Source organism: Aerococcus vaginalis (genome assembly GCF_053762225.1).
In genome coordinates this window covers 173,080-197,186 of record NZ_JBSMYC010000003.1, presented here as the reverse complement: position 1 = coordinate 197,186, position 24,107 = coordinate 173,080, and the positions used below count along the sequence as shown (strand labels likewise).

Annotated in this window: 23 protein-coding genes and 1 riboswitch; of the genes, 19 read left to right on the top strand and 4 right to left on the bottom strand. The window is 43.6% G+C overall.

The window, feature by feature from the left end; translation table 11 throughout:
- Positions 1 to 9: 9 nt before the first annotated feature.
- The 9 genes from arcA (at position 10) to ACWOEX_RS04920 (ending at position 10,194) form a co-directional block, all read left to right on the top strand.
- Positions 10 to 1,236 carry an arginine deiminase gene (arcA, locus tag ACWOEX_RS04960; RefSeq protein ID WP_455298421.1) on the top strand — a complete coding sequence of 409 codons (1,227 nt, stop codon included), beginning with the start codon at positions 10 to 12 and terminating at the stop codon, positions 1,234 to 1,236.
- 28 nt (positions 1,237 to 1,264) lie between these two features.
- Positions 1,265 to 2,284, top strand: coding sequence for an ornithine carbamoyltransferase (gene argF, locus ACWOEX_RS04955; protein WP_455298420.1), 1,020 nt, complete (start codon positions 1,265 to 1,267; stop codon positions 2,282 to 2,284).
- A gap of 89 nt (positions 2,285 to 2,373) precedes the next feature.
- Complete coding sequence (arcC, locus tag ACWOEX_RS04950) at positions 2,374 to 3,306, top strand: carbamate kinase (protein ID WP_455298419.1); 933 nt, start codon at positions 2,374 to 2,376, stop codon at positions 3,304 to 3,306.
- Between the two features lie 9 nt (positions 3,307 to 3,315).
- The gene (locus tag ACWOEX_RS04945; protein ID WP_455298418.1) at positions 3,316 to 4,002 is read left to right on the top strand and encodes a Crp/Fnr family transcriptional regulator; all 687 of its coding nucleotides are present in this window, start codon (positions 3,316 to 3,318) and stop codon (positions 4,000 to 4,002) included.
- A gap of 25 nt (positions 4,003 to 4,027) precedes the next feature.
- Positions 4,028 to 5,476 (top strand): YfcC family protein, encoded by a 1,449-nt coding sequence (locus ACWOEX_RS04940; protein WP_455298417.1) that lies wholly within the window; start codon positions 4,028 to 4,030, stop codon positions 5,474 to 5,476.
- A gap of 323 nt (positions 5,477 to 5,799) precedes the next feature.
- Positions 5,800 to 7,500 (top strand): arginine--tRNA ligase, encoded by a 1,701-nt coding sequence (argS, locus tag ACWOEX_RS04935; RefSeq protein ID WP_455298416.1) that lies wholly within the window; start codon positions 5,800 to 5,802, stop codon positions 7,498 to 7,500.
- 374 nt (positions 7,501 to 7,874) lie between these two features.
- Entirely contained in the window at positions 7,875 to 8,135 is a 261-nt protein-coding gene (locus ACWOEX_RS04930; protein ID WP_455298414.1) for a hypothetical protein, read from the top strand.
- Between the two features lie 285 nt (positions 8,136 to 8,420).
- Complete coding sequence (locus ACWOEX_RS04925) at positions 8,421 to 9,071, top strand: YczE/YyaS/YitT family protein (RefSeq protein ID WP_455298412.1); 651 nt, start codon at positions 8,421 to 8,423, stop codon at positions 9,069 to 9,071.
- Between the two features lie 328 nt (positions 9,072 to 9,399).
- Positions 9,400 to 10,194 (top strand): hypothetical protein, encoded by a 795-nt coding sequence (locus ACWOEX_RS04920; protein WP_455298411.1) that lies wholly within the window; start codon positions 9,400 to 9,402, stop codon positions 10,192 to 10,194.
- Between the two features lie 56 nt (positions 10,195 to 10,250).
- Here the strand turns inward: ACWOEX_RS04920 and ACWOEX_RS04915 are convergent, their stop codons facing one another.
- On the bottom strand, positions 10,251 to 12,206 hold the full coding sequence (locus tag ACWOEX_RS04915; protein WP_455298409.1) for an ABC-F family ATP-binding cassette domain-containing protein: 1,956 nt from the start codon (positions 12,204 to 12,206) through the stop codon (positions 10,251 to 10,253).
- Between the two features lie 224 nt (positions 12,207 to 12,430).
- Between ACWOEX_RS04915 and ACWOEX_RS04910 the strand changes: the two genes are divergently transcribed.
- Positions 12,431 to 13,072: a redox-sensing transcriptional repressor Rex gene (locus tag ACWOEX_RS04910; protein ID WP_455298408.1), complete on the top strand. Its 642-nt coding sequence runs from the start codon at positions 12,431 to 12,433 to the stop codon at positions 13,070 to 13,072.
- Between the two features lie 45 nt (positions 13,073 to 13,117).
- On the opposite strand, the gene ACWOEX_RS04905 is transcribed toward ACWOEX_RS04910, so the two are convergent.
- Positions 13,118 to 13,324: a hypothetical protein gene (locus ACWOEX_RS04905; protein ID WP_455298406.1), complete on the bottom strand. Its 207-nt coding sequence runs from the start codon at positions 13,322 to 13,324 to the stop codon at positions 13,118 to 13,120.
- Between the two features lie 259 nt (positions 13,325 to 13,583).
- On the opposite strand from ACWOEX_RS04905, the gene ACWOEX_RS04900 reads away from it, so the two are divergent.
- The 5 genes from ACWOEX_RS04900 (at position 13,584) to ACWOEX_RS04880 (ending at position 17,601) form a co-directional block, all read left to right on the top strand.
- Positions 13,584 to 13,856, top strand: a complete 273-nt coding sequence (locus tag ACWOEX_RS04900) for a co-chaperone GroES (RefSeq protein ID WP_455298404.1) — start codon at positions 13,584 to 13,586, stop codon at positions 13,854 to 13,856.
- Between the two features lie 49 nt (positions 13,857 to 13,905).
- Entirely contained in the window at positions 13,906 to 15,528 is a 1,623-nt protein-coding gene (gene groL / locus ACWOEX_RS04895; protein ID WP_455298403.1) for a chaperonin GroEL, read from the top strand.
- A 166-nt stretch (positions 15,529 to 15,694) separates the two neighbouring features.
- Entirely contained in the window at positions 15,695 to 16,231 is a 537-nt protein-coding gene (locus ACWOEX_RS04890) for an NADPH-dependent FMN reductase (RefSeq protein WP_455298402.1), read from the top strand.
- Between the two features lie 282 nt (positions 16,232 to 16,513).
- On the top strand, positions 16,514 to 17,050 hold the full coding sequence (locus ACWOEX_RS04885; protein ID WP_455298401.1) for an NADPH-dependent FMN reductase: 537 nt from the start codon (positions 16,514 to 16,516) through the stop codon (positions 17,048 to 17,050).
- A gap of 167 nt (positions 17,051 to 17,217) precedes the next feature.
- Entirely contained in the window at positions 17,218 to 17,601 is a 384-nt protein-coding gene (locus tag ACWOEX_RS04880) for a hypothetical protein (RefSeq protein WP_455298400.1), read from the top strand.
- A 310-nt stretch (positions 17,602 to 17,911) separates the two neighbouring features.
- Here the strand turns inward: ACWOEX_RS04880 and ACWOEX_RS04875 are convergent, their stop codons facing one another.
- Entirely contained in the window at positions 17,912 to 18,790 is an 879-nt protein-coding gene (locus ACWOEX_RS04875; RefSeq protein WP_455298399.1) for an aldose 1-epimerase family protein, read from the bottom strand.
- A 180-nt stretch (positions 18,791 to 18,970) separates the two neighbouring features.
- On the bottom strand, positions 18,971 to 19,534 hold the full coding sequence (thiT, locus tag ACWOEX_RS04870; protein ID WP_455298398.1) for an energy-coupled thiamine transporter ThiT: 564 nt from the start codon (positions 19,532 to 19,534) through the stop codon (positions 18,971 to 18,973).
- Between the two features lie 72 nt (positions 19,535 to 19,606).
- Positions 19,607 to 19,695, bottom strand: a riboswitch (TPP riboswitch).
- Between the two features lie 321 nt (positions 19,696 to 20,016).
- Between thiT and ACWOEX_RS04865 the strand changes: the two genes are divergently transcribed.
- The 4 genes from ACWOEX_RS04865 to ACWOEX_RS04850 all read left to right on the top strand — a co-directional run bounded on the left by ACWOEX_RS04865 (position 20,017) and on the right by ACWOEX_RS04850 (position 24,021).
- Positions 20,017 to 20,952, top strand: a complete 936-nt coding sequence (locus ACWOEX_RS04865) for an aspartate carbamoyltransferase catalytic subunit (protein WP_455298397.1) — start codon at positions 20,017 to 20,019, stop codon at positions 20,950 to 20,952.
- A gap of 31 nt (positions 20,953 to 20,983) precedes the next feature.
- The gene (locus tag ACWOEX_RS04860; RefSeq protein ID WP_455298396.1) at positions 20,984 to 22,261 is read left to right on the top strand and encodes a dihydroorotase; all 1,278 of its coding nucleotides are present in this window, start codon (positions 20,984 to 20,986) and stop codon (positions 22,259 to 22,261) included.
- Positions 22,262 to 22,283: 22 nt separating this feature from the next.
- On the top strand, positions 22,284 to 23,201 hold the full coding sequence (locus ACWOEX_RS04855; RefSeq protein ID WP_455298395.1) for a dihydroorotate dehydrogenase: 918 nt from the start codon (positions 22,284 to 22,286) through the stop codon (positions 23,199 to 23,201).
- Between the two features lie 115 nt (positions 23,202 to 23,316).
- The gene (locus ACWOEX_RS04850) at positions 23,317 to 24,021 is read left to right on the top strand and encodes a YoaK family protein (protein ID WP_455298394.1); all 705 of its coding nucleotides are present in this window, start codon (positions 23,317 to 23,319) and stop codon (positions 24,019 to 24,021) included.
- The last annotated feature ends 86 nt before the right edge of the window (positions 24,022 to 24,107 follow it).

Sequence of the window (24,107 nt, the reverse complement as noted above, 5' to 3'; positions counted from 1 at the left end):
GAACCTATCATGGATAAACCAATTAGTGTATTTTCTGAAATTGGTAAATTGAAGACTGTTTTACTTCATCGCCCAGGTGAAGAATTAGAAAACTTGATGCCAGACTACCTCGAACGTTTCTTGTTCGATGATATTCCATTCTTGGAAAAGGCACAAGAAGAACATGATAACTTTGCGGAGTTGTTAAGATCTAAAGATATCGAAGTATTATATCTTGAAGATTTAGCTGCAGAAGCTATCGAAGATCCAAAAGTTAGAGAAGAATTCATCGATCAATACATGGAAGAAGCAGATATTCGTGGTGAAGCTATCAAAGGTGCTGTGAAAGACTTCTTCACTGGTATCAAAGATAACAAAGAATTGATCTTGAAGACCATGGCTGGATTACGTAAAGAAGAAATTTCAGATTACGAATTCAAGGGATTGACTGACATGGTAGAAACTAACTACCCATTCATCATTGACCCAATGCCAAACTTATACTTCACACGTGATAACTTTGCTTCATTAGGTAACGGTATTTCATTGAACCACATGTTCTCTGAAACACGTCAACGTGAAACGATTTATGCACAATACATCTTTGATCACCACCCACGCTTCTCTGGAGACAAAGTACCAAGATACTACGACCGTTCATACGCTACACGTATCGAAGGTGGGGACGAATTACCATTATCTAAAGAAGTTCTTGCATTAGGTATGTCTCAACGTACTGACGTTGCTTCTATCGAACGTATCGCTAAGACATTGTTCGAGAAGAAAGCTGGCTTCAAACATGTATTAGCTTTCGATATCGGTACGACACGTAAGTTCATGCACTTGGATACCGTGTTCACTATGCTTGACTACGACAAGTTCACGATTCACCCAGAAATTGAAGGTGACTTGAAAGTTTACTCCATTTCTGAAAAAGAAAATGGCGAAATCGAAATTGTTCTTGAAGAAGACACATTAGAAAACATCTTGTGCAAGTACTTGCACTTAGATGAAGTTACATTGATCCGTTGTGGTAACAACAACTTGACTGCTGCTGCACGTGAACAATGGAACGATGGTTCTAACACATTAGCCATCGCACCAGGTGAAGTTATTGTTTACGACCGTAACGTTATCACCAACAAAGCACTTGAAGAAGCAGGGGTTAAATTAAACTACATCCCAGGAAGTGAATTAGTTCGTGGTCGTGGTGGTCCGCGTTGCATGAGTATGCCATTGTTCCGTGAAGAAATTTAGTGGGTCGTCCAAAGAAGGAGAGAGATATATGACATCAGTTTTTCAAGGAAGAAGTTTATTAGCTGAAAAAGACTTTACACGTGCAGAATTAGAATACTTAATTGACTTCACTTTGCACCTTAAAGATTTGAAAAAACGCGGTATTCCTCACCACTACTTAGAAGGTAAGAACATTGCGTTGCTATTTGAAAAAACTTCAACACGTACACGTTCAGCATTTACAACTGCTGCAATTGACTTAGGTGCACATCCAGAGTACTTAGGTGCTAATGATATTCAGTTGGGTAAAAAAGAATCCGTTGAAGACACTGCTAAAGTATTAGGTAGCATGTTCGATGGTATTGAATTCCGTGGATTCCGCCAAGATGTCGTTGAAGACCTTGCTAAATACGCAGGTGTTCCAGTATGGAATGGTTTAACAGACGCATGGCATCCAACTCAGATGATTGCAGACTTTGCAACTATTAAAGAAAACTTTGACCGTCTTGAAGGAATCAACCTCGTTTACGTAGGTGATGGACGTAACAACGTAGCTAACAGTTTACTTGTTACAGGTTCTATCTTAGGCGTTAACGTTCGCATCTGTTCACCAAAAGAACTATTCCCTAACAAAGAGGTAACAGAATTAGCTGAAAAATTCGCTAAAGAATCTGGCGCAGAAATCATGATTACAGATGATGTTGATAAAGGCGTTAAAGATGCCAACGTATTCTACACAGACGTATGGGTATCAATGGGTGAAGAAGACAAGTTCGAAGAACGTGTTAACCTTCTTAAACCATACCAAGTAAATATGGACTTAATTAATAAAACAGGTAATCAGGACGGCGATTTGATTGTTCTTCACTGCTTACCAGCTTTCCACGATACGGAAACACAATATGGCCAAATGGTATCTGAAAAATTCGGTGTTTCTGAAATGGAAATTACTGATGAAGTATTCCGCAGCGATTACGGACGTCAATTCGAAGAAGCTGAAAATCGTATGCATTCCATTAAGGCTATCATGGCTGCTACGTTAGGAAACTTGTTTATTCCTAAAGTTTAGGAGTGTTCTGATAAAGCAGCATGAAATGTTTCATGCTGCTTTATTTTTTTATCAAAGAATAACTTATATTATATAAAAGGAGAATTATTATGAGTGAAAAAGTTGTTATTGCCCTCGGAGGAAACGCCATTTTATCAAAAGACGCTTCTGCTAAGGCGCAACAAGATGCGTTAAAAGACACAGCATCACACCTAATCAAATTGATTGAAAACGGAGATAATCTCGTTATCTCACACGGAAATGGTCCACAAGTTGGGAACTTGCTCTTGCAACAAGAAGCTGCTGACTCAGAGAAGAACCCAGCAATGCCATTGGATACCTGTGTAGCGATGACACAGGGTAGTATCGGTTACTGGTTATCCAATGCGTTGAAGAATGAAATGAAGAAGCATGGGTTGGATAACGAAGTGGTAACGATTTTAACAAGTGTTGTCGTTGATGAAGCTGACCCTGCCTTCAAAAATCCTACGAAACCAATCGGCCCATTTGTAAGTGAAGAAGAAGCCAAAGAGATGATTGCTCAGGGCTACACCTTTAAAGAAGATGCAGGACGCGGTTGGCGCAAAGTAGTCGCTAGTCCAAAACCCGTTGATATTCAGGAATCACAAACGATTAATCGTTTGATTAATGAGGGTGTCATTACTATTTCTTGTGGTGGTGGCGGTATTCCTGTTGTCGGTGAAGATGGACAGGGTGTCGAAGCTGTTATTGATAAAGATTTTGCTTCCGAATTATTAGCTGAACAAGTCGAAGCAGATCGTCTAATTATCTTAACGGGTGTAGATAATGTATACATTAACTTCGGTAAACCAGATGAAAAGAAATTAGAAGAAGTCACTGTTTCAGAACTCGAACAATACATGGATGAAGGCCACTTTGCGCCTGGTAGCATGTTGCCAAAGATCGAAGCAGTATTGAAATTCGTTAAAGGACATGAAGAACGTTCAGCAATCATCACGTCTTTAGAAAACTTAAGTAAGATTGAGGGTAACAACGCTGTCGGAACAGTTATTGTTAACTAAGAGGCAGACATGATTGAAGATAGATTTTTAGAAAATTTATCGATGTTTTCAATGTTATCGTTAGAGGAACTCCACGAACTATATACGAACAGCAAGGTACGACAATACACGAAAAACCAAGTATTGTTTTACGAAGGCGATACATTGAATAATATTTACGTGCTTTTCTCAGGATATGTACGTATTGAGAAAAATGATGCGGATGATCAGTATCACTATCTGGATTTCTTGAATGCTGAACATTTGTTTCCAGTGGTAGGTATTCAACAAGAAACGCAGTATAGTTATACAGCTATAACGCAAACTGACGTTGAGGTTGTGATTATACCAATCAGCAAAATAAAAGCGCTATTTAGTAAAAATATTGACTTTATGAGCTATTGGATCTGCTATCAATCAGATATAATGAGAGCATACATGACACGCGTTCAAGGGTTGTCGATTAATAGTGCGTTAGATCGTATAGTTGCTGTCCTCAAATTATTAGCTCAAACCATTGGTGAGAAAAATCGAGTGACTCAAAACATCGAATTACGATGTCCGATACCGATTAAGGATATTGCAACGATGACGGGGACAACGAGAGAGACAGCTGGCATCATGATGAAAAGATTGCAAAACATGGGATGCATCGAATATCATCACAAGCATGTTGTGTATTTAGAAGGTTTTCTAGAGAAAGGAGGCGAACTGTGAATTTATAAGCACAGTTCAATCAATTATGGCTAAAAAAGAGAAAAAATCGTTCCAGATTTCGTCATTCAGTATTCTCTTTATTATCTTGATTGCTTTGGGAATTATTACCATGTTCCTTGACGGTCAAGGATTTGCTCCACAAGTGGTTAATGATGCAACGGTTGATCATGTAGTCGGTGCACAATTCTCTGATATCATTATGGCGCCATTTAGAGGATTCCAAGAAGCGATTGAGATTAGTATTTTTATCCTGGTATTGGGTGGTTTCTTAAACATTGTCACACAAACAGGTGCCTTGGAAGCAGGTATCCAGTCTGTTGTTAAGAAACTGAAAGGCAATGAAATCAAGATTATTCCTATCTTGATGATCCTATTCTCAATCGGTGGTACGGCTTATGGTATGGCAGAAGAAACCATTCCGTTCTATGCGTTGCTATCGATCACAATGGTCGCCGCAGGATTTGATACCGTTGTGGCAGCTGGTACGGTATTACTAGGGTCCGGTGCAGGTGTGCTAGGTTCTACAATTAACCCGTTCGCTACAGGGGTGGCTATGGATGCGCTCAATGGTGTGGGTATCACGCCAAATACAGGCTTAATTCTCGGTATTGGATTTGTTATTTGGGCAGTGACAACCGCATTTGCTATTTTCACTGTCATGTCCTACGCCAAGAAGGTAAAACAAGATAAAGGTTCAACAATTCTTTCGTTGCAAGAGCAAGAAGATATGAAGAAAAACTTTGTCGATGGTAAAGATACAGATATGGAATTTACTGGTAAACACAAAGCTGTATTAACCGTATTCGGTTTCTGTTTCTTGATCATGATTACGTCATTGATACCATGGGGTGACTTTAGTATTACCGTATTTGACGGCTGGACATCATTCTTAACTGGAAATAGCTTCGGGGAATGGTACTTTGCTGACTTAGCAATGTGGTTCTTCATTGTTTCTATCATTGTGGCAGTGATTGCTGGATACAGTGAACAAGAAACGATTGATCACTTTATTGATGGTACTAAAGATATGATCTCTGTTGTATTGATTATTGTTGTTGCACGTGGGGTTTCGGTGTTGATGACACAAACTCACCTAGACTTATTAATCTTGGACAAAGCAGCGGGTATCTTAAGTGGATTATCTCCAGTATTATTTGTTATCGGTGCATATATCTTATACTTGGGACTATCTTTCTTAATTCCATCGACTTCAGGACTCGCTGTTGTTTCGATGCCTGTTATGGGTGGTTTAGCACAACAATTAGGTCTTAGTGCAGATGTTATGACAATGATCTTTGTTGCAGCTTGTGGTTTGGTTAACCTCATTACGCCAACATCCGGTGTGGTAATGGGTGGTTTGAATATCGCTAAAGTCAACTATCCAACATGGTTGAAATTTATGCGCAAACCATTGATTATTATCGCGGTGCTCAACTTGATTATTTTGATTGCTGCGATGTTGATGGTTTCATAAGTTAAATATATTCATGTTTTCTAATACTCGACGATTTTACGAAGAAAGTCGTTGAGTATTTTTTTAATCATTGAAAAAGTCGGTAACCTATTATTTATGTTAGAATAAGTCAGAGGGTAGTGTAGTTGCCGTTTCTATTTTGCCTGATTCAGAGATGGTGATTATCTACCTTTTTGTTTTAAATTTAGCAAATATTCACTAATATTCTATTGTTATATACGATATAATTAGTGTACGATAAATAAGACTTACTAATTTAAATTTGTGATAGCTATTAGCCAAATTTAATTAATTTCTATAAGAGACGGTTGGAGGTATTGATAATGGATAACAAAGCGACCATTGCACATTTATTACACCCATTGGTAGAAGATGGGTTCACAGAAGAAGAATTACAAAACGTCTTGGAAGTCCCTAAAGACGAAAAGATGGGGGATATTGCCTTCCCAGCATTCCAATTAGCGAAGGTTCGCCACCAAAATCCAAAAGAAATTGCAGAAGATATCGTGTCTAAGTTACCAGCGGACGACATCTACGGCGATGTCAAAGCAGTCGGCCCTTACGTTAACTTCTCCTTGAACCGTGACGCACAGTTCAAAACGATTCTTTCTGATATTTTCGAAAAAGGCGCGGACTACGGTTCTGACGATCTCGGTCACGGACGTAACGTGACGATCGACATGTCTTCACCAAACATTGCGAAGCCAATGTCTATGGGTCACTTGCGCTCAACCGTTATCGGTAACTCCCTCGCTGAAATCGTGCGTAAGATGAATTATACACCGGTTAAGATCAACCACCTCGGAGACTGGGGAACGCAGTTCGGTAAATTGATCGTCGCTTACCGCGGTTGGGGTGATCCTGAACGTGTGGAAGAAAACGCCATTAATGAATTAGTAAAATTATACGTTGAATTCCACGAACGTGCTGAAGAAAATCCAGAACTCGATGACGAAGCGCGTGCGACATTCCGTGCATTGGAAAATGGCGATCCAGAAGTGACTGCACTTTGGGAAAAATTCCGTCGCGTCTCTCTTGAAGAATTCCAAACCGTTTACGACCGTTTGAACATTACCTTCGACTCCTACAAGGGTGAAGCGTTCTACAATGACAAGATGGATGAAGTGGTTGACGATTTAACTGAAAAAGGGGTATTGAAGAAAAATGAAGGTGCGATGATCGTCGAATTAGAAGACGAAGAATTGCCACCAGCATTGATCAAGAAATCTGACGGTGCGACCTTGTACATTACGCGTGACTTGGCAACCGCTTATTACCGTAAACGTACTTACGACTTCGCGCAAAGCTTGTACGTGGTGGGTAGCGAACAATCCGTCCACTTCGAACAGTTGAAAGCCGTCCTTCAAAAACTCGGCAAAGACTGGCAAGAAGATATGCACCACATCAAATTCGGTTTAATTACGGTGAACGGTAAGAAATTATCCACCCGTAAAGGTAAGATCATCCTCTTGAAGGATGTCTTGGATCGTGCGGTTGACTTGGCACACGAACAGATCGAAGCGAAGAACCCAGATCTCGAAAACAAAGAAGCGATCGCTGAAGCAGTCGGTACAGGTGCGGTTATTTTCCACGACTTGAAGAACGAACGTCTCAACAACTTCGACTTCAACTTGGAAGAAGTCGTACAGTTCGAAGGGGAAACCGGTCCTTACGTACAGTACGCGAACGCACGTGCACACAGTATCTTGCGTAAAGCCGGCGAAGACGTTAATGCGGATCTTTCTGCAGCTGAAGCACTCAACGACGACTACAGCTGGCGCATTGTGAAACGTTTAGGTGACTACCCAGCCATCACACGTCGTGCCTTCAACCGTTACGAACCATCCGTCATCGCCAAATACGCGATCGACTTGGCACAGGACTTCAACAAATACTACGGTAACACTCGTATCTTGAACGATGACAGTCAGCTTCAAGCACGTTTGGCGCTCGTTAAAGCCGTAACCGTCGTATTAGAAGATGCATTATCACTCTTAGGTGTCAAAGCGCCACAAGAAATGTAATTAGAATCAATTCATGCAACTAGAGAAGAGGCAGGCCACTGTCTCTTTTTTGTTTAGGAAGAAATATGTTTCATAGTAAAATATAAAAAAGTGTGCAGAGGAGGATAGCATTATGGAAGAAAAACTGCATCGACAGACCGAACACACCACGCCTGTGACAGAATGAGAGAAAGATATAAAAGCCATTCAAGAATTAACTGAAGATTGGCCAATAAAAAGACTAGATACAAAGGAAAAGATTGAAGCGTGATTGTTAGAGGAATAAAATAACCTGCTAAATCGTCAGAAAAATAAGAATAATAATTTGATTTATACGATACTCCAGCCTAAAATAAAGAAAAGGAAATATTTTTCAATGTAATGGAGGGATCATCATGTCTCAAAGAACCATTAGTCCATATTTCTTTATTGCGGGTATTTCGATTTTTGTCTTGTCCTTATTTATTCCAGCCACATGGTTTGGTCCGTTGAAACCAGTCGGCTGTAGTACGTTATTTGTTTGTCCGATTATTGGCCTCATCGGTGCGGTAATCGCTTTTCGTGATGGGCGGATGCTTTGGAGTCTGATGAACGGCTTAATGATCGTGAGTTTTCCACTCGTCATGTTCTTCGGCTACGTATTATTCGGCGTCTAATAATGATTGCAAATCAGCTGTCGCTCGGTTAATATCAAACTTGTCGGAAGTTATCCATTCAAATCACCACCTATTTGCAGATTAGCGCTAGGTAGCGGGGGTGCGCTACGAATAGCGCTTTGGGTATTAACCCATTGTGCAAAATAAATTGTGAATATGGAAATTGAATCGCGGAACATCAGTGATTGGTGTTCTGCGATTTTTTTATAATTCACAATTGCATCGGCTAAGGGGGAGGGCTATCATAGACCTATGAAAAGCAAGTGAAGGGATAGCGATTAATGTATGTTGAAGGATAAGAAATTAGGAATTAAGGTACTCTGCTTCGCTCTCGGCGTGTTCATCAATGCGTTAGGGATCGATCTCATCACAAAAAGTGACCTCGGAACGTCACAGATTTCCAGTATCTCCTACGTCGCCAGTCTGAAATTCAACTGGTTGAGTTTTGGGATGTCGACCTTTCTCCTCAATGCGATATTTATGGTCATGCAGGTCTTCATTCTCAAGGGGAAAATCAACTTAAAATTATTACTTCAGCTGCCTGTGAGTTATCTACTAGGATTCTTTATCAACATGAACATGAGCATATTGCGCTTCTTCCAGCCAACCAATCTCATGACAGAAACTATCAGTCTCGTGCTCGGCTGTGTGATTTTGGGACTCGGAATCAGCATCGAAGTCGCCCCAGATATTGTGAAAATCCCAGGTGAGGGGATTGTCGCTACCATGTCCAAAGTCTACGGCATTTCATTCGGCAAGGTCAAAATGCTATTCGATATGACACTCGTTATCCTCGCTGCAATCCTATCGTTAATTCTCTTCCATCGCATCGAAGGGATCGGCATCGGTACTGTCGTTTCAGCGCTGATGGTTGGTAAATGCGTTAATATCTTCAATCGTCTCTTGGAACCGACGTACGACAATTTATCGCATTAAAATAATCAATACCATGAAAAAAGGACTTTCCATGCGACGGAGAGTCCTTTTTGATTATTTTTTCTTCACCCAACGTACGATCAGTCCGATGATAATCAACCAGCCGAAGAAGGCTTTCCAACTAAAAGGTGTGCGTTTGACGCGGAATGTGACTTTCATGATAACCTCCAAAATCTAATTTTTTACGTATTTATTTTATGCTAGAAGATCACTCAAAACAATAGATCATACCCGTCAAATGTCTAACATAAATTGCTCTTTGTGAGCGATAACTATATAATTGATAGTGTAAAGAAATCGTTATCTAGTCTACTACAAGGAGGATAATATGGATAAGCAATCGATTAAACGCTGGCACTATACGGCGATCGGCTTTTTTGTAGCAACGTTATTGTTGAACTACATCTCAGCGTTCGGCTGGGTATTGCCGTATACGCAGCAAGAAATTTCTGATATGCATTTGAATTTACTGGCGCCGGCCGGTTTCACATTCTCCATCTGGGGAATTATTTACATTGGTATGGCTGTCGTCCTCGCGATTCCGTTTTTTATGAAACTCAAGCAGAATACGCAGCGTTTCTATTACGGTGAAATGATTCCGCTCTTTATTCTGTGGAATATCTTCAACATATTGTGGACGCTCACGTGGAATTCTGACTGGATCTTCACAGCGTTGATCATGATCGTATTGTACACGTTGACGCTATTGTTTATGGTAAAACGCCTCAGCAACCGTCCAGATATTGCGCGTTCGTTCAAATGGACGCTCACGTTACCGATCGGCTTGCATGCCGGTTGGTTGACGTTCGCGACATTCACGAATGTGATGACCTGGTTCGTGAAGATCGGTATGGATGGCCTCTCATTCTTCGGCGCATTGTTTGCGATTCTCTTTATGATCGTAGCGACGGCTTGCGTGTTATTCCTATTCATGCAGTTCAACAACTGGGCGTTGACCGTTCCAGCACTCTGGGCGCTGTTCGGTATCATTATGAAACAACGTCCCGGATCAGAATTCATTAATTCAAACGGCTTCGTGATGTTTATCGCGCTCGTGCTCTTCGTTGGCGCATTAGCGCTCCACTTCATGATCCTGCAGAAAAATCGTCGACGCGGTTATTAATTACTAATTAAGGCAAAAATAAAACGCATCATCTTCGGATGGTGCGTTTTTGTTAGCTATTCTTCGAGTTCTAAACTCTTCATTTCCCACGCTTCAAGCGTATCGTCATAAGCAGTTTTGCGTTCGGTGAGCTGCTTATTGAGTTCGTGCAGTTTCCCCGTATCTGATAAATATTCCGGTTTGATCATTTCGTTCTCAATTTCAGCGATTTCCGCTTCTAATGCTTCAATACGTGCTTCCAGTTTTTCGATGTCGCGTTTGAGTTTGCGATATTTTTTGCGTTTTTCCTTATCGTCAAGGTAATTCTGTTTGGTTGCGCTGGTTTCAACGGTTGCGGTTTCTGTCACGATGCCATTCTCGCGGTTCATCTCCGCTTCACGTTCGGCCTGTTCCTGTTTCTTCTGGACATAGTAGTCATAATCACCGAGATAGAGCGTGCTACCGTCCGTGTCCAGTTCCAATACCGCCGTCGCAATGCGGTTGATGAAGTAACGGTCGTGGCTCACGAAGAGGATCGTGCCGTCGAAGTTGATCAATGCATTCTCCAACACTTCTTTGGAGTCGATGTCCAAGTGGTTGGTCGGTTCGTCCAAAAGCAGGGTGTTGTCGTGCTTCATGGCGAGTTTTGCGAGTTCAAGACGTGCTTTTTCCCCACCACTCAAAGCGGCGACAGGTTTCATCACATCGTCACCGGTAAAGAGGAAACTGCCGAGCAGGGAGCGAATCACCACTTCGTTATAGGTCGGGTGTTCGTCCCAGAGTTCATGGAGGATATCTTTCTTCGAGTGCAGATTGCCGAGTTCCTGGTCGTAGTACCCGATATCAACGTTGGTACCGTACGTAATGTCACCTTTGATGGCTGGCAGTTGTTTGATTAGAGTCTTTAATAAGGTCGATTTACCAATCCCATTCGGTCCAACCACGGCGATCGCATTCTGTTTTCTCAGATCGAGATTGATCGGATAGGAGACCATCTCCCCGTCGTAGCCAATGCCGAGCTCATCGGTGTGGATGACGACATTGCCGCTCGTTTTGTCTGAGTAGAAACGGATATACGGCGATTTTTCGTCCTGCTTCGGTTTTTCGATTTTTTCCATACGTTCCAACTGTTTGCGGCGACTCTGCGCCATCTTGGTCGTAGAGGCACGCACGAGGTTCCGGCTCACGTAATCTTCTAATTTAGCGATTTCTTTTTGTTGTTTTTCGTACGCTTTTTCGGCAGAAGCGAGGCGAACCTGACGTTCTTTGAGGTAAAAACTATAGTTCCCCGCGTAACGTTCGATACCGCTGTGTGCCATTTCGTATGTTTCGTTCGTCACCTTGTCTAGGAAATAACGGTCGTGGCTCACGATCAGTAGGGCACCCGGATATCCTTTCAAATAGTTCTCAAGCCAAGTGAGCGTGTCGATATCCAAGTGGTTAGTCGGTTCGTCCAAGATAAGAAGATCGCATTTCTCTAACAATACTTTCGCCAGAGCGAGTCGCGTACGTTGCCCACCAGAAAGATCGCGCACTCGCTGTTCCCACATCTCTTTTGGAAATTGGAAGCCGTTCAGCACCATCCGAATTTCGGATTCGTAGCTGTAGGCGTTGCGGCGATTCAGGGTGTTTTGAATGCGATCGTAAGTCTTTAATGTTTCCTGATATTCCGGACTGTCGGGATTCACACTCAGTTCGGCCATCTGCATCGATACCGTCTCGGCCTGTTTGAGTAGTTGCTTCACATCATCGAAAGCACTCTCGACTTCTTCATAGACCGTGCGTTCAGGGGCGATACTGTCGACGGTGGCGTGCTGATCCATATAGGCGAGGCGCATCTGTTTCGCACGTGAAATCGTCCCTTCATCCGGCGCTTCTTCACCCGCGATCATCTTGAGCAACGTCGATTTACCGACACCGTTTCTTCCCACCAATGCCACACGACTATTTTCTTGAATACTTAAGGAAATGTCTGAAAAGAGTACTTCAGAGCCAAAGCGACGCTCTAAATGGTTTCCTTGTAACAGAATCATGAAATTTTTCCTTTCTTTTTCGTTCTTTTTCATCTTAGCACATGAATTTGTGATATGATAGCCTGTGACAGCTTTAACAATAATTCAGTCAAAAAGTGTCAGAGACGATAATAACAACAGCTCACGGACTGAAATCAGCAGAAAATTGTCGGTCATCACACTTGCCGATTCAATCACAAAGCTGATACAATAGTTCCAAGCATTACTTTGAGAGGAGAATCGTTATGCCTAAGATACCGAAAGCCACTGCCAAACGTTTACCATTGTACTACCGTTATTTACGTTCATTTGCGGATATGGGCAAAAAGCGCATTTCATCTCGAGAATTGAGTGACGCGGTGAAGATTGATAGCGCGACGATTCGCCGAGATTTCTCACACTTTGGTACACTCGGGAAACGTGGCTACGGATATGACGTCGAAAAAATTACAGAATTCTTCAATAAACAGCTCTATCGTGAATCTCTGACAACAGTCGGATTGATCGGGGTTGGTCATTTAGGGAACGCACTGATCCACTACAACTTCAAGAAGAGTAACAGTGTGCGTATCGGTGCCGGATTTGATGTGAACGAGAAATTGATCGGAACCGTTCAAAATGGGGTGCCGATCTATTCTATCGATGATGTCGTTGATACACTTCAGGATATGTCCATCAAGATCGTTATCTTAGCCGTTCCTGAATCACACGTACAGGACGTTGTTGATAAATTGAAAGACACGGACGTCGAAGGGATTTTGAACTTTACGCCAGCGCGTTTAGAAGTGCCAGAAGGGATGTTCGTTCAGAACGTCGACTTGGCGAACGAATTGCAGACGTTGATTTACTACATTGGTGTGAGACACCAGAACGAAAACAACGACTAATTAACTAAAAAAGCAGTGATTTCATGTCACTGCTTTTTTCATGCCTTATTTTCGATCCTGTTTTTTGAACCAGCGATAGATCGGAATACTCCGAATCAGCTGTACGAAATTGTTGGTTGAGAAGAGCAACCAAATAAAGGTAAAGAATCCGAAGCTTCCATTAGTAGAGACGGATTCAATCGCAAAGAAGAGGAACATCGCACCCAAAATCGCACGCATAATAATGCTGGTTAGAATGGCTTTTGATGGCATTGGACGGTTCCTTTCTATTTGTGTTTTCTTTAATAATAAAGTCAACGACAAGTTTACCCAACGCCATCACAAAATGCAAGAATTCGCATGGTTATCGACTTTTTCATATTAAAGGTTAAAAATTTCTAAATAAGGTCAAAAAAAGTCAACTTATCTATTGCATTTCACTAATGCTCGCGTTACTATAATTAATGTCAATTAGCACTTGAATGAAATGAGTGCTAACCGATCAACTTATGGAATATGGAGGGAAACATTAATGCTAAAACCATTGAATGAACGTGTGATTGTCAAGGTCAAAGAAGAAGTCGAAGAAAAGACAGCTTCAGGTATTGTATTGCCATCTGCTGCTAAAGAAAAACCGCAGATTGGTGAAGTCATCGCTGTGAGCGATGCAACTGAAGAATTCGTACCGAGCGTTCAAGTCGGCGACAACGTGTTGTTTGAAAAATTTGCAGGCAACGAAGTCACTTTCGAAGGTGAGAAGTACTTAATCTTAAAAGAAAAGGATCTTGCAGCGATCGTTGAATAATCCTTAAAGTACACGACTCATCAGCAAGTCAGAAAGGAAGATGTAATCAATGAGTAAAGATATTAAGTTTTCTGAAGACGCGCGTCAATCCATTCTTAAAGGGATCGACACCTTAGCAAACACTGTAAAAGTAACCTTGGGACCTAAAGGTCGTAACGTTGTATTGGAACGTAGCTACGGCTCCCCATTAATCACAAACGACGGTGTGACCATCGCCAAAGACATCGAACTCGAAGATCACTTCGAAAACATGGGTGCGAAACTGGTAACGGAAGCCGCATCTAAGACAAACGATGTCGCAGGTGACGGTACCACAACCGCAACGGTATTGACACAGGCGATCGTTCACGAAGGATTGAAGAACGTAACGGCCGGTGCTAACCCTGTAGGCGTACGTCGCGGAATCACTAAAGCCGTAGAAGAAGCGGTCGCTGGTTTGCGTGACATCGCACAACAGATCGATTCCAAGGAAGCCATCGCAAACGTTGCATCTATCTCATCCAGCAGCAAACAAGTCGGTGAATTTATTGCGGAAGCGATGGAAAAAGTCGGCAAAGATGGTGTCATCACGGTTGAAGACTCCAAATCCATCAACACATCCCTCGATGTTGTAGAAGGGATGCAATTTGATCGCGGTTACTTGTCACAGTACTTCGTCACTGACAACGACAAGATGGTGACTAACATGGATGATCCATATATCTTGATTACAGACAAGAAGATCTCAAACATTCAGGACATCTTGCCAATCTTGGAACAAATCATCCAACAAGGTAAATCACTCTTGATCATTGCCGATGACGTTGACGGTGAAGCCCTCCCAACCTTGGTATTGAACAAGATTCGCGGTACGTTCAATGTTGCCGCTGTTAAAGCCCCTGGATTCGGTGACCGTCGCAAAGCCCAATTAGAAGATTTAGCGATCTTAACGGGCGCAACCGTGATCACTGAAGACTTAGGTCTCGAACTCAAAGACATGACGTTCGATCAATTAGGTCAGGCAACGAGCATCACAATCACTAAGGACGACACAACAATCGTCGGTGGTGCCGGTAACAAAGAACAATTAGAAGAACGTATCGCTCAGATTCGTCGTCAAATCGATGAAACAGAATCCGACTACGACCGTGAAAAATTACAAGAACGCCTCGCAAAATTAACCGGTGGGGTAGCAGTCATTAACGTTGGCGCAGCCACTGAAACGGAACAAAAAGAAGCGAAATTGCGTATCGAAGATGCTTTGAACGCGACACGCGCAGCCGTTGAAGAAGGTATCGTCGCTGGTGGTGGTACAGCCTTTATGAACGTTCAAGAACGCGTCAACAAACTCGCAGAAAGCCTCGAAGGTGACGAACAGACGGGTGCTCAGATCGTGAGTCGTGCCTTGACCGCACCGTTGCGTCAAATCGCTGAAAATGCTGGTTTGGAAGGTTCTGTTATCGTTGAACACATTCGTGAAAAAGAAACAGGTGTCGGCTTCAATGCCGCAACTGGCGAATGGGTAAACATGATCGAAGCCGGTATCGTTGATCCTGTCAAAGTGACCCGTTCCGGCCTTCAAAACGCAGGTTCAATCGCAGGCTCCATCCTCTCAACAGAGGCAGTTGTCGCAGATCACCCAGAACCAGAAAAGAATGACATGCCGGCTGACCCAACACAGGGCATGTACTAAGCCGAGCAGGGTATGAGTGATTTGGACCGCACGTTCAAATAATTTCACAAAAAGTAAAAAATGCGATTTTAGCCTTTACATACAGACTGAAATTGTGTACCATATAATGGTTGATTACTGAAAAAAAGTAAGTAAAACATTGAAATCAAAAAAGGAGTTTTGATTAATGAAATTTGGAGTAATCGTTGGTTCTTTACGTAAAGATTCATTCTCTGAAGGTGTTGCTAAGGGAATCATCGCTGGTTTACCAGAAGACGCTGAAGTAGAATTCATCGGCATTGACATGCCACTTTACAACGAGGACTTCGACGAACAGGACATCCCTGAATACAACGTTTTCCATGAAAAAGTTTCAGAAAAGGATGCCATCATTTTCGTTACGCCAGAACACAACCGTATGGTACCAGCTGCGTTGAAGAACGCTTTGGACGTTGGTACTCGTCCATGGGGCCAAAATGTTTGGGCTGGTAAACCTGCATTGATCGCTTCTCAATCCACCTCTCCAATGGGTGGTATGGCTGCTAACTACGCAGTTCGTCAAGCATTGGTATACTTGGACATGCAACCAATGCAACAACCAGAATTGTTCATCAACTCTTCTAACGCATTGAACGAAGACGGAACAGTTAGCGAAGGCTCTGTTGACTTCTTGAAGGACGCAGGTAAAGGCTTCTACGACTTCGCTAAGAAATTTGTTGGCTAATTTCAATTAGACCACACTCATAATATTTTCCAACATCCGCTGATGATTCGGCGGGTGTTTTTTTGTCCTTAAGTGCGAAAGTCGTTCGCGTTAATGAAAGATCCCGCCCTCCATTTAATTGTTCACAAACACCTTGAAATAGTCGCTACAAACCGCATGATATCGCCGATAAATAAAAAGTGAAAAAATATAGGACTTTTCCCTTTACATACTTACTAAAAACATGCACTATATAAAAGTAATCAAGAGAGTAAAAAACATAAGTAAAGGAGTTTTTGACTAATGAAATTTGGAGTAATCGTAGGTTCTTTACATAAGAATTCATCCTCTGAAGGTGTTGCTAAGGGAATCGTTGCCGGTTTGCCAGAAGATGCTGAAGTAGAATTCATCGACATTGACATGCCGCTCTACAACCAGGACTTCGACGAACAGGACATTCCTGAATACAACAAATTCCGTGAAACAGTTGCTGCTCAGGACGCAATCATCTTCGTAACACCTGAACACAACCGTATGATCTCAGCTGCTATGAAGAACGCTTTGGACGTTGGTAGTCGTCCATTGGGTCAGAACGTATGGGACGGTAAACCAGCATTGATAGTTTCCCAATCATCAGGTGCTATGGGTGGTATGGCTGCTAACCACGCTGTTCGTCAAGCATTGGTATTCTTGAACATGCAACCAATGCAACAACCAGAATTGTACGTTAACTCTTCTAACGCATTGAACGAAGACGGTACCGTTAACGAAGGTTCTGTAGAATACTTGAACAATGCTGCTCACGCATTCTACGACTTCGCGAAGAAAATTGTCGGCTAATTCCTTTCTAATAGAGCCAAACTCATAATATTTTCAAGCACCCGCTGATGATTCGGCGGGTGTTTTTTTGTGTTGATATCACATTTGAATGAAAGACGTGTGCTTGTTACGATTGATATGTAAGCGGAAATAAAAACGTAGTTATTAATTTTGGGGTGACTACAAAGATGATTGAAAAAATATATCGCCCATGGGTTATGATGCTGTCTCTTATGGTATTAATTGGCTGTGCGGTGATGGTTAGACTTGCTGGTATATCTTTTCGGGAATGGGTATCTTCTCAGCTAATTATTTATATAACTTATGAAATTTATCTTTACAGATATCTCCAATACCATTGGGAACATCATAGAAAATATCAAAATGACAGTCAATCAATGTGGATTTTGGTGATATCTCATGTGGTATTGATTGGCTGTGCCGTGATGACTAAACTAGTTGGAATATCTTTTGTGGAATGGATATCTTTGCAGTTAATTCCTATTATACTTTATGGAATTTATTTCTATAGATATATTCAATACCATTGGGAGAAACACAGAAACAAGTGATAGACAATCGATCATATTCATATTTCGAGCGCTGACTGATTGAAGGTCAGTGCTTTTTTATGTTAAGTAACTGTTATGATCAATAATATGATGTATACTAGAATAATAAAAATACAGTGAGTAGGTACATTGTATTGGCAGACAGAGCCCTTAATCTGTTCGTTGGTCTTGATAAGCGACGAAGTCTTATCCATGCCTAAGCCTCGCTCTTATAGCGAGGTTTTTTATATCATTGAATAATTATTTGACTCATACAAAAAAACGCCTCCGCTAGTGGGAAACGTTTCATTCATTTTAGATATGATTCAGATTAAAAAGGTTCGAGAATATATTCAGCATCGAATGTTTCACCGGCAGCTAAGGTTTGGTTGCCGGCTTTTTGTGCGAAGTCGTGGTTACCGTTCGCGATGTCTGGGAGGCCGAACCATGGCTCGATGCAGACGAAGGTGGCGTCGGTTGGGTACGGACTCCAGATGCCGACGTATGGGAAGCCGTTCGTGTCGAGTTTGATGCCGTGCGTGCGGTCGCTGTTTTCCAAGCCGACTTTGACAGCTTTGTCGCCGAGTTCGAATAATTGTAGACCGTCCTTGAACTGTTCGCGCGTCAACATGCCGTCTTCCAAGTTAACCTGTTTCCCTGTCGTGTCGTGGATGAAGTTCCCTTCGCCGATGCCGTATTCAGTCACCTCATCGTGTGCACTGAAGGTTAATTGGTAGTCATTAAATGTTTCACCTGGCGCGAGCGGGACGTTGAAGGCAGGGTGGGCACCGATGGAGAAGTGCATGTCCCCATCATTCGTGTTCTTCACGCTGTATTTCACGCGCAGTTTATCGCCGTCCAACTGGTAACCGATACGGAGTTCGAAGTGGTACGGGAAGATTTTGAGTGTTTCGTCATTTTCTGTCAGTAAGAAAGTGATCGCGTCATCCGTCACTTCTTCCGCTTCAAAGAGACTGTGGCGTGCGAAACCGTGCTGTTTGGAGTCGTAGCGCGTACCGTCGATTTCCATGTAGTCATCTTCCAAACGGCCACAGTGTGGGAATAACGTTGGTGTCTGCCAGCCCCAGAAATCTGGGAATCCTTGGAAAATATATTCAAAATTGGCATCGTTACGGCGCAAACTCTGAAGCTGAGCTGCGTTCGTTGATGCATTAATGGTTAAATGTTCGTTGTGCAATAGATAGTCCATAGTGAGCCTCTCTTTCAATATGTGATATTACTGACAACTAGTATACCTTGTGTTTTATTGTTTGCAAAGGTGAGTAATCCTACAAAAGCACACAAAAAGCGTTCCCAAAGCACGATGCTCAAGGAACGCTTTTCATCTGCCTTCGCCTGTCAAAAAGGAAATGTGAAAAGTTAAAGGCGATTATTTTTTATCAGTGATAAGGCGAGGGGCAGCTAATAAGATTAAGAAAATAGCAATGAAACCGATGAACCACGTCGCAATCCCGCTCGCACCGTTAGTGACGAGTGAGTAGAGCCAAGCGCTCATGCCTTCTGGTGCGAAACTGGCCCAGAAGACCCAGCCGGCGAGGAAGTGGATAAAGTATTCAGCCGCTGCTGCAGCGAATGTCGCGATGCCGGCAGTGATTCCCAACTGCATACGATTGCCGGTTGCTGCGAAGTTCTGTGCACGTGATGCCCAGAACCCTGCGATCCCAGCGAGTAAGTATGCGAATGGGTATTCAATCACGACCTGGAAGATTGTTAAGTAGCTGGCTGTTCCGGTGATAATGCGGAGTAACCCGTACAATAGCCCGGCTACTGCACCGTTGCCCCAGCCACGACGAAGCGCAAACAACCAGAGCGGAATAACCGCCAAACTTGCGCTAAGGCTCGGTGATAATTTGAGTTTGATGAATGATAATAAGAATGCCAACACACCGGTTAACGCAATCTCCGTCAGTTCACGAATACGTGAATTTCCCATGATAATACCTCCTAAAAATAAACCAATAAAAAATGCTTCCGCGTCTAGCGCAGAAGCAACGAAAAGAATTGGTGTTATCTTTCGTCACTTCCTTTCGCTAGCACAATCTAGATCAAGTTCAAAGGGTACATCTCAGCTTCACAGCGCCCCTAGTGATATGAAAAGGGAATCATCTTTCGTGTCTATAATAACGCAAATTTGTGAAGTGTCAACTCAAGGGGGTTGAATAAGAAAAAATACTAAATTTACATTTGACATCTTTTTTTCAAAAACATACAATACCAACAGAAATTCGAATCAGGCAAATTTTAATTCTGTCCAGAGAGGCACGAAAAGTTTGCGAATCACGTTTGAACTCTGAGGGTAGTGTATACATTCAGTCTACCCGTCTATACAAACAGAGGAATGACTGCAGCAAATTTTCGGTCTGATAAACCTGGACATTCGTGTTCAGGTTTTTTTGTTTGTTATAGGAGGTTTTTATGGAGAGTTCAGCATTTGCATTGCGTAATATCGTTACTGTTAAGGAGTTACCAAACGAACAGGTTTTAGACTTGATCAAGTCGGGACAAGCGTTCAAGCGCGGTCAGAAGGCCGATTTGGAGGAACGCGCACGTTTTGCGACAAATATGTTCTTTGAAGATTCGACGCGTACGCACACGAGTTTCGCAGTGGCTGAAGGTCGTTTAGGGATGAATGTGATTGAAATGAGTCCGGAACACAGCTCATTGAAGAAGGGTGAAACGCTATCGGATACATTCCTCACGTTGGATGCGTTGGGCGTTGATACGTTGGTCGTTCGTCACGGTGAAGTGGACTACTACCGACCATTATTGGAATTACAGGAAGCGTCTGACTTAAACATTCACTTGATCAACGGTGGTGACGGCAGTGGTCAGCACCCAAGTCAATGTTTGTTGGACTTGATGACGATTTACGAAGAATTTAACCACTTTGACGGATTGAAAGTCGCGATCGTTGGTGACTTGAAACACTCTCGTGTCGCTCGCAGTAATGCGCAGTTATTGACGCAGTTGGGTGCGGAAGTGTACTTCTCTGGTCCGGATTACTGGTACGAAGACAGCTACAGCCAGTACGGGCCATACGTTGCGATGGATGATATTACTGAAAAAGTCGATGTCATGATGTTGCTTCGCGTACAACACGAACGTCACGATGCGAATTCAGACAGTGAACGCTCCTTCAGTAAGGAAGAATATCACGAAAAATACGGCATTAACGAAGCGCGTTACGCACGCATGAAAGATAGCGCAATTATTTGCCACCCAGGCCCAATCAACCGCGATGTGGAATTCGCGTCTTCCCTCGTTCAAGCACCGAAATCACGCTACGTGCAACAGATGCACAACGGCGTATTCATGCGTATGGCGATGCTCGAAGCTGTGATGCATGACTAATCAAACAATTTATTAGAGAAAAGGAGCGACTATGCGCACGTTGATTACACACGGTGACGTCTATTACGATCACCGCATTCAGAAATTAGATATTGTCGTTGAAGATACCAAAATTTTAGCGGTCGGTGAAACGTTGAATGGCGTGATTCCATGTGATCGCGTGATCGATGCGACGGGTCTCTTGGTGACACCGGGGCTGATCGATGTGCATGTGCATTATCGCGAACCTGGTCAAACCGACAAGGAAACGGTCAAAACCGGAGCGGCCGCAGCGGTACATGGCGGCTATACTACAGTTGGGGCAATGCCGAACACGACACCCGTACCGGATACGCCGGAACACGTCGAAGCGATGGTTGAAACGAATGAGAAGGCGGAAAAGTTGCGTATTTTGCAGTATGCGATGTTGACGCACGGCCTAAAGAGCGAAGACCTCGTTGATTTTGAGGCGCTCAAAGCGGCTGGCGCTTTCGCCTTCAGTAATGATGGTGCCGGGGTGCAAACGGCAGGTACGATGTACGAAGCGATGCAGGCGATCAGTCAGCTCGATATGGTTTTAGCCGCACACGTACAGGACGATTCCTTGAGTCGAGGCGGTGTGATGACAGCTGGTGAGAAAGCTGATGCGCTCGGTTTAGTCGGTCAGTTGCCGGAGAGCGAAACCGCACAGTTAGCGCGCGACCTCGTCTTATCAAAAGCGACGGCTTGCCGTTATCACGCTTGCCACGTTTCTACCCGCACATCGGTTGAACTCGTGCGTTATGCCAAAGCGCACGGTGTACCGGTGACATGTGAAGTGACACCGCATCATTTGATTTTATCGACAGATGATATTATGAGCGATGATCCGATGATGAAGATGAATCCGCCACTGCGCAGTGAAGATGATCGTTTAGCGATGATCGACGGTTTGATTGACGGAACGATCGATATGGTGGCGACCGACCACGCACCGCACACCAAAGCGGATAAGACTGATTCGATGGCGGCGAGCGCGTTCGGTATTATCGGTAGCGACTTCGCGTTCTCACTTCTCTACACTTACTTGTTTGAACCGGGATTAGTGCCACTTGAAACCATCATCGAACGTATGACTGAAGCGCCGGCCGAAGCCTTTAAGCTCGGGAAAATCGGCCAGATTGCGCCAGGCTATGCAGCAGATCTCGCATTCTTCGACCTCGATGGAGAATGGACAATTAGTGAAGACACACTCGAATCCAAAGCATCAAACACGCCGCATCTCGGCGAAACCGTCAAAGCCGTGACGAAGCGTACGATGTTTGCGGGCGAAACCGCCTATTCAGCGTAGGAATTAGAGGAGGTAATACGTGATGGAACGATTAGCGGTCGATTTACCAGGCTTACACTTGAAGAATCCGATCATGCCAGCGAGTGGGACGTTCGGGTTTGGGGACGTCTCGACAGCGAAGAAGTACGACCTGAATACACTCGGTGCGATGGTCATCAAAACCACCACGCCAACGCCACTCACCGGTAACCCACAACCTCAAATCGCACTGGTGAGGGACGGTGTGATGAACTCGGTCGGCTTGCAGAATCCGGGGGTCGATGCGGTCATTTCCGAAAAATTGCCAGCGTTGAAGGCGGCCTATCCGGAACTCCCGATGATCGCCAGTATCGGCGGTAGTACGGCGGCCGACTACGTTACTGTCACGGAAAAATTGAGTGCGAGCGGTCTCGTCGATGCGTTAGAACTCAACATCTCCTGTCCTAACGTCAAAAACGGTGGACTCGCGTTCGGTACGGATCCCGCGATGGTAGAAGATTTAACACGACAAGTGGTCGCCGTGAGTGATGTTCCAATCTATGTCAAATTATCACCGAACGTTACAGATATCGTAGCGATCGCCAAAGCGGCAGAAGCCGGTGGTGCGAGCGGGCTGGTGATGATTAATACGCTTTTAGGATTGCATATCGATCCAAAAACGAGAAAACCCGTGCTCGGTAATGGCATGGGTGGGTTCTCTGGCGGTGCGCTCCTCCCGCTCGCGATTCGGATGATTTATCAGGTATATCAGGCGGTCGATCTACCGATTATCGGGGTCGGCGGGGTACAGTCGGCGGATGATGTGATCGAGATGTTTTTGGCCGGTGCTTCCGCCGTTCAGGTCGGCGCTGCCCACTTCCACGATGCTATGGTCATGCCAAAAATCATTCAGGAGCTCCCGGAACGTATGGACGCTTATGGAATCGACACACTCAGCGAACTCAATCTCGTCACATTCTAAAGCAACAAATATACGAAACTCACAAAGTCGGCACTCGCCGGCTTTTTTGTGCGGGATTGATTGCGATTTCTGAGAAAGTCAACTACTATTTTATTACGATGGGAGGAGGAGTTAGATGCGACATAGACAACACGCAGTGACGCAGACCGTGCCGTTCGGTCTGTTGTTGACATTGAACAACGGCATGCTGACGACATTTACCTACCTTTACGGTGATGGGGCGTTTGCCGGTTTTCAGACTGGAAATTCGATTCGAATGGCGGTCGATCTCGGTAAAGGTGATTTTCAAGCTATCTGGCCATTATTATTTTCGATGATTTGTTTTATTTTAGGTATTGTGGTGTCGCGTGCGTTGAAGTATGTACGCTTTCATCATTTAACGATGCTCTGGCGACACCGATTGAATGTGATCATTATGCTTTTGGGGATCACACTCGCTTGGCTATTTTACAATCAATTACCGATTGCGTTGATGAACGGCATGTTGTCGTTTGGTGCAGCAATTCAGTTTGAAGAGTTTCAGATTCTCAAAGGACGTGCCGCTACGTTCCTCATGATGACGGGGAATTTGCGTAAGATGACACGTGCTGTAGTCGATATGGTACTGGCACCGAGTCCACATGCGAAGAATAAGGTGAAAGATTCAGCGAAACTACTTGCGATTATTATGTTCGGTTATATTTTTGGGGCGTTAGTGATCAGTTTTCTCTCGCAGTTAATCGCGCATCATGTGATTATTTTGCCACTTTTCACAACGTTGGCGTTGCTCGGGATGCTCTTTTTACCGCTCGATCAAGGGCGTTCAGCGATCGTTTCTTAAAATTATGTGACAAAACCAAAATACTAATGCGAAGTTGTCAAAAGATTGATATGATGGAGTTGATTAACGCATGAGGAGGGTCGGCG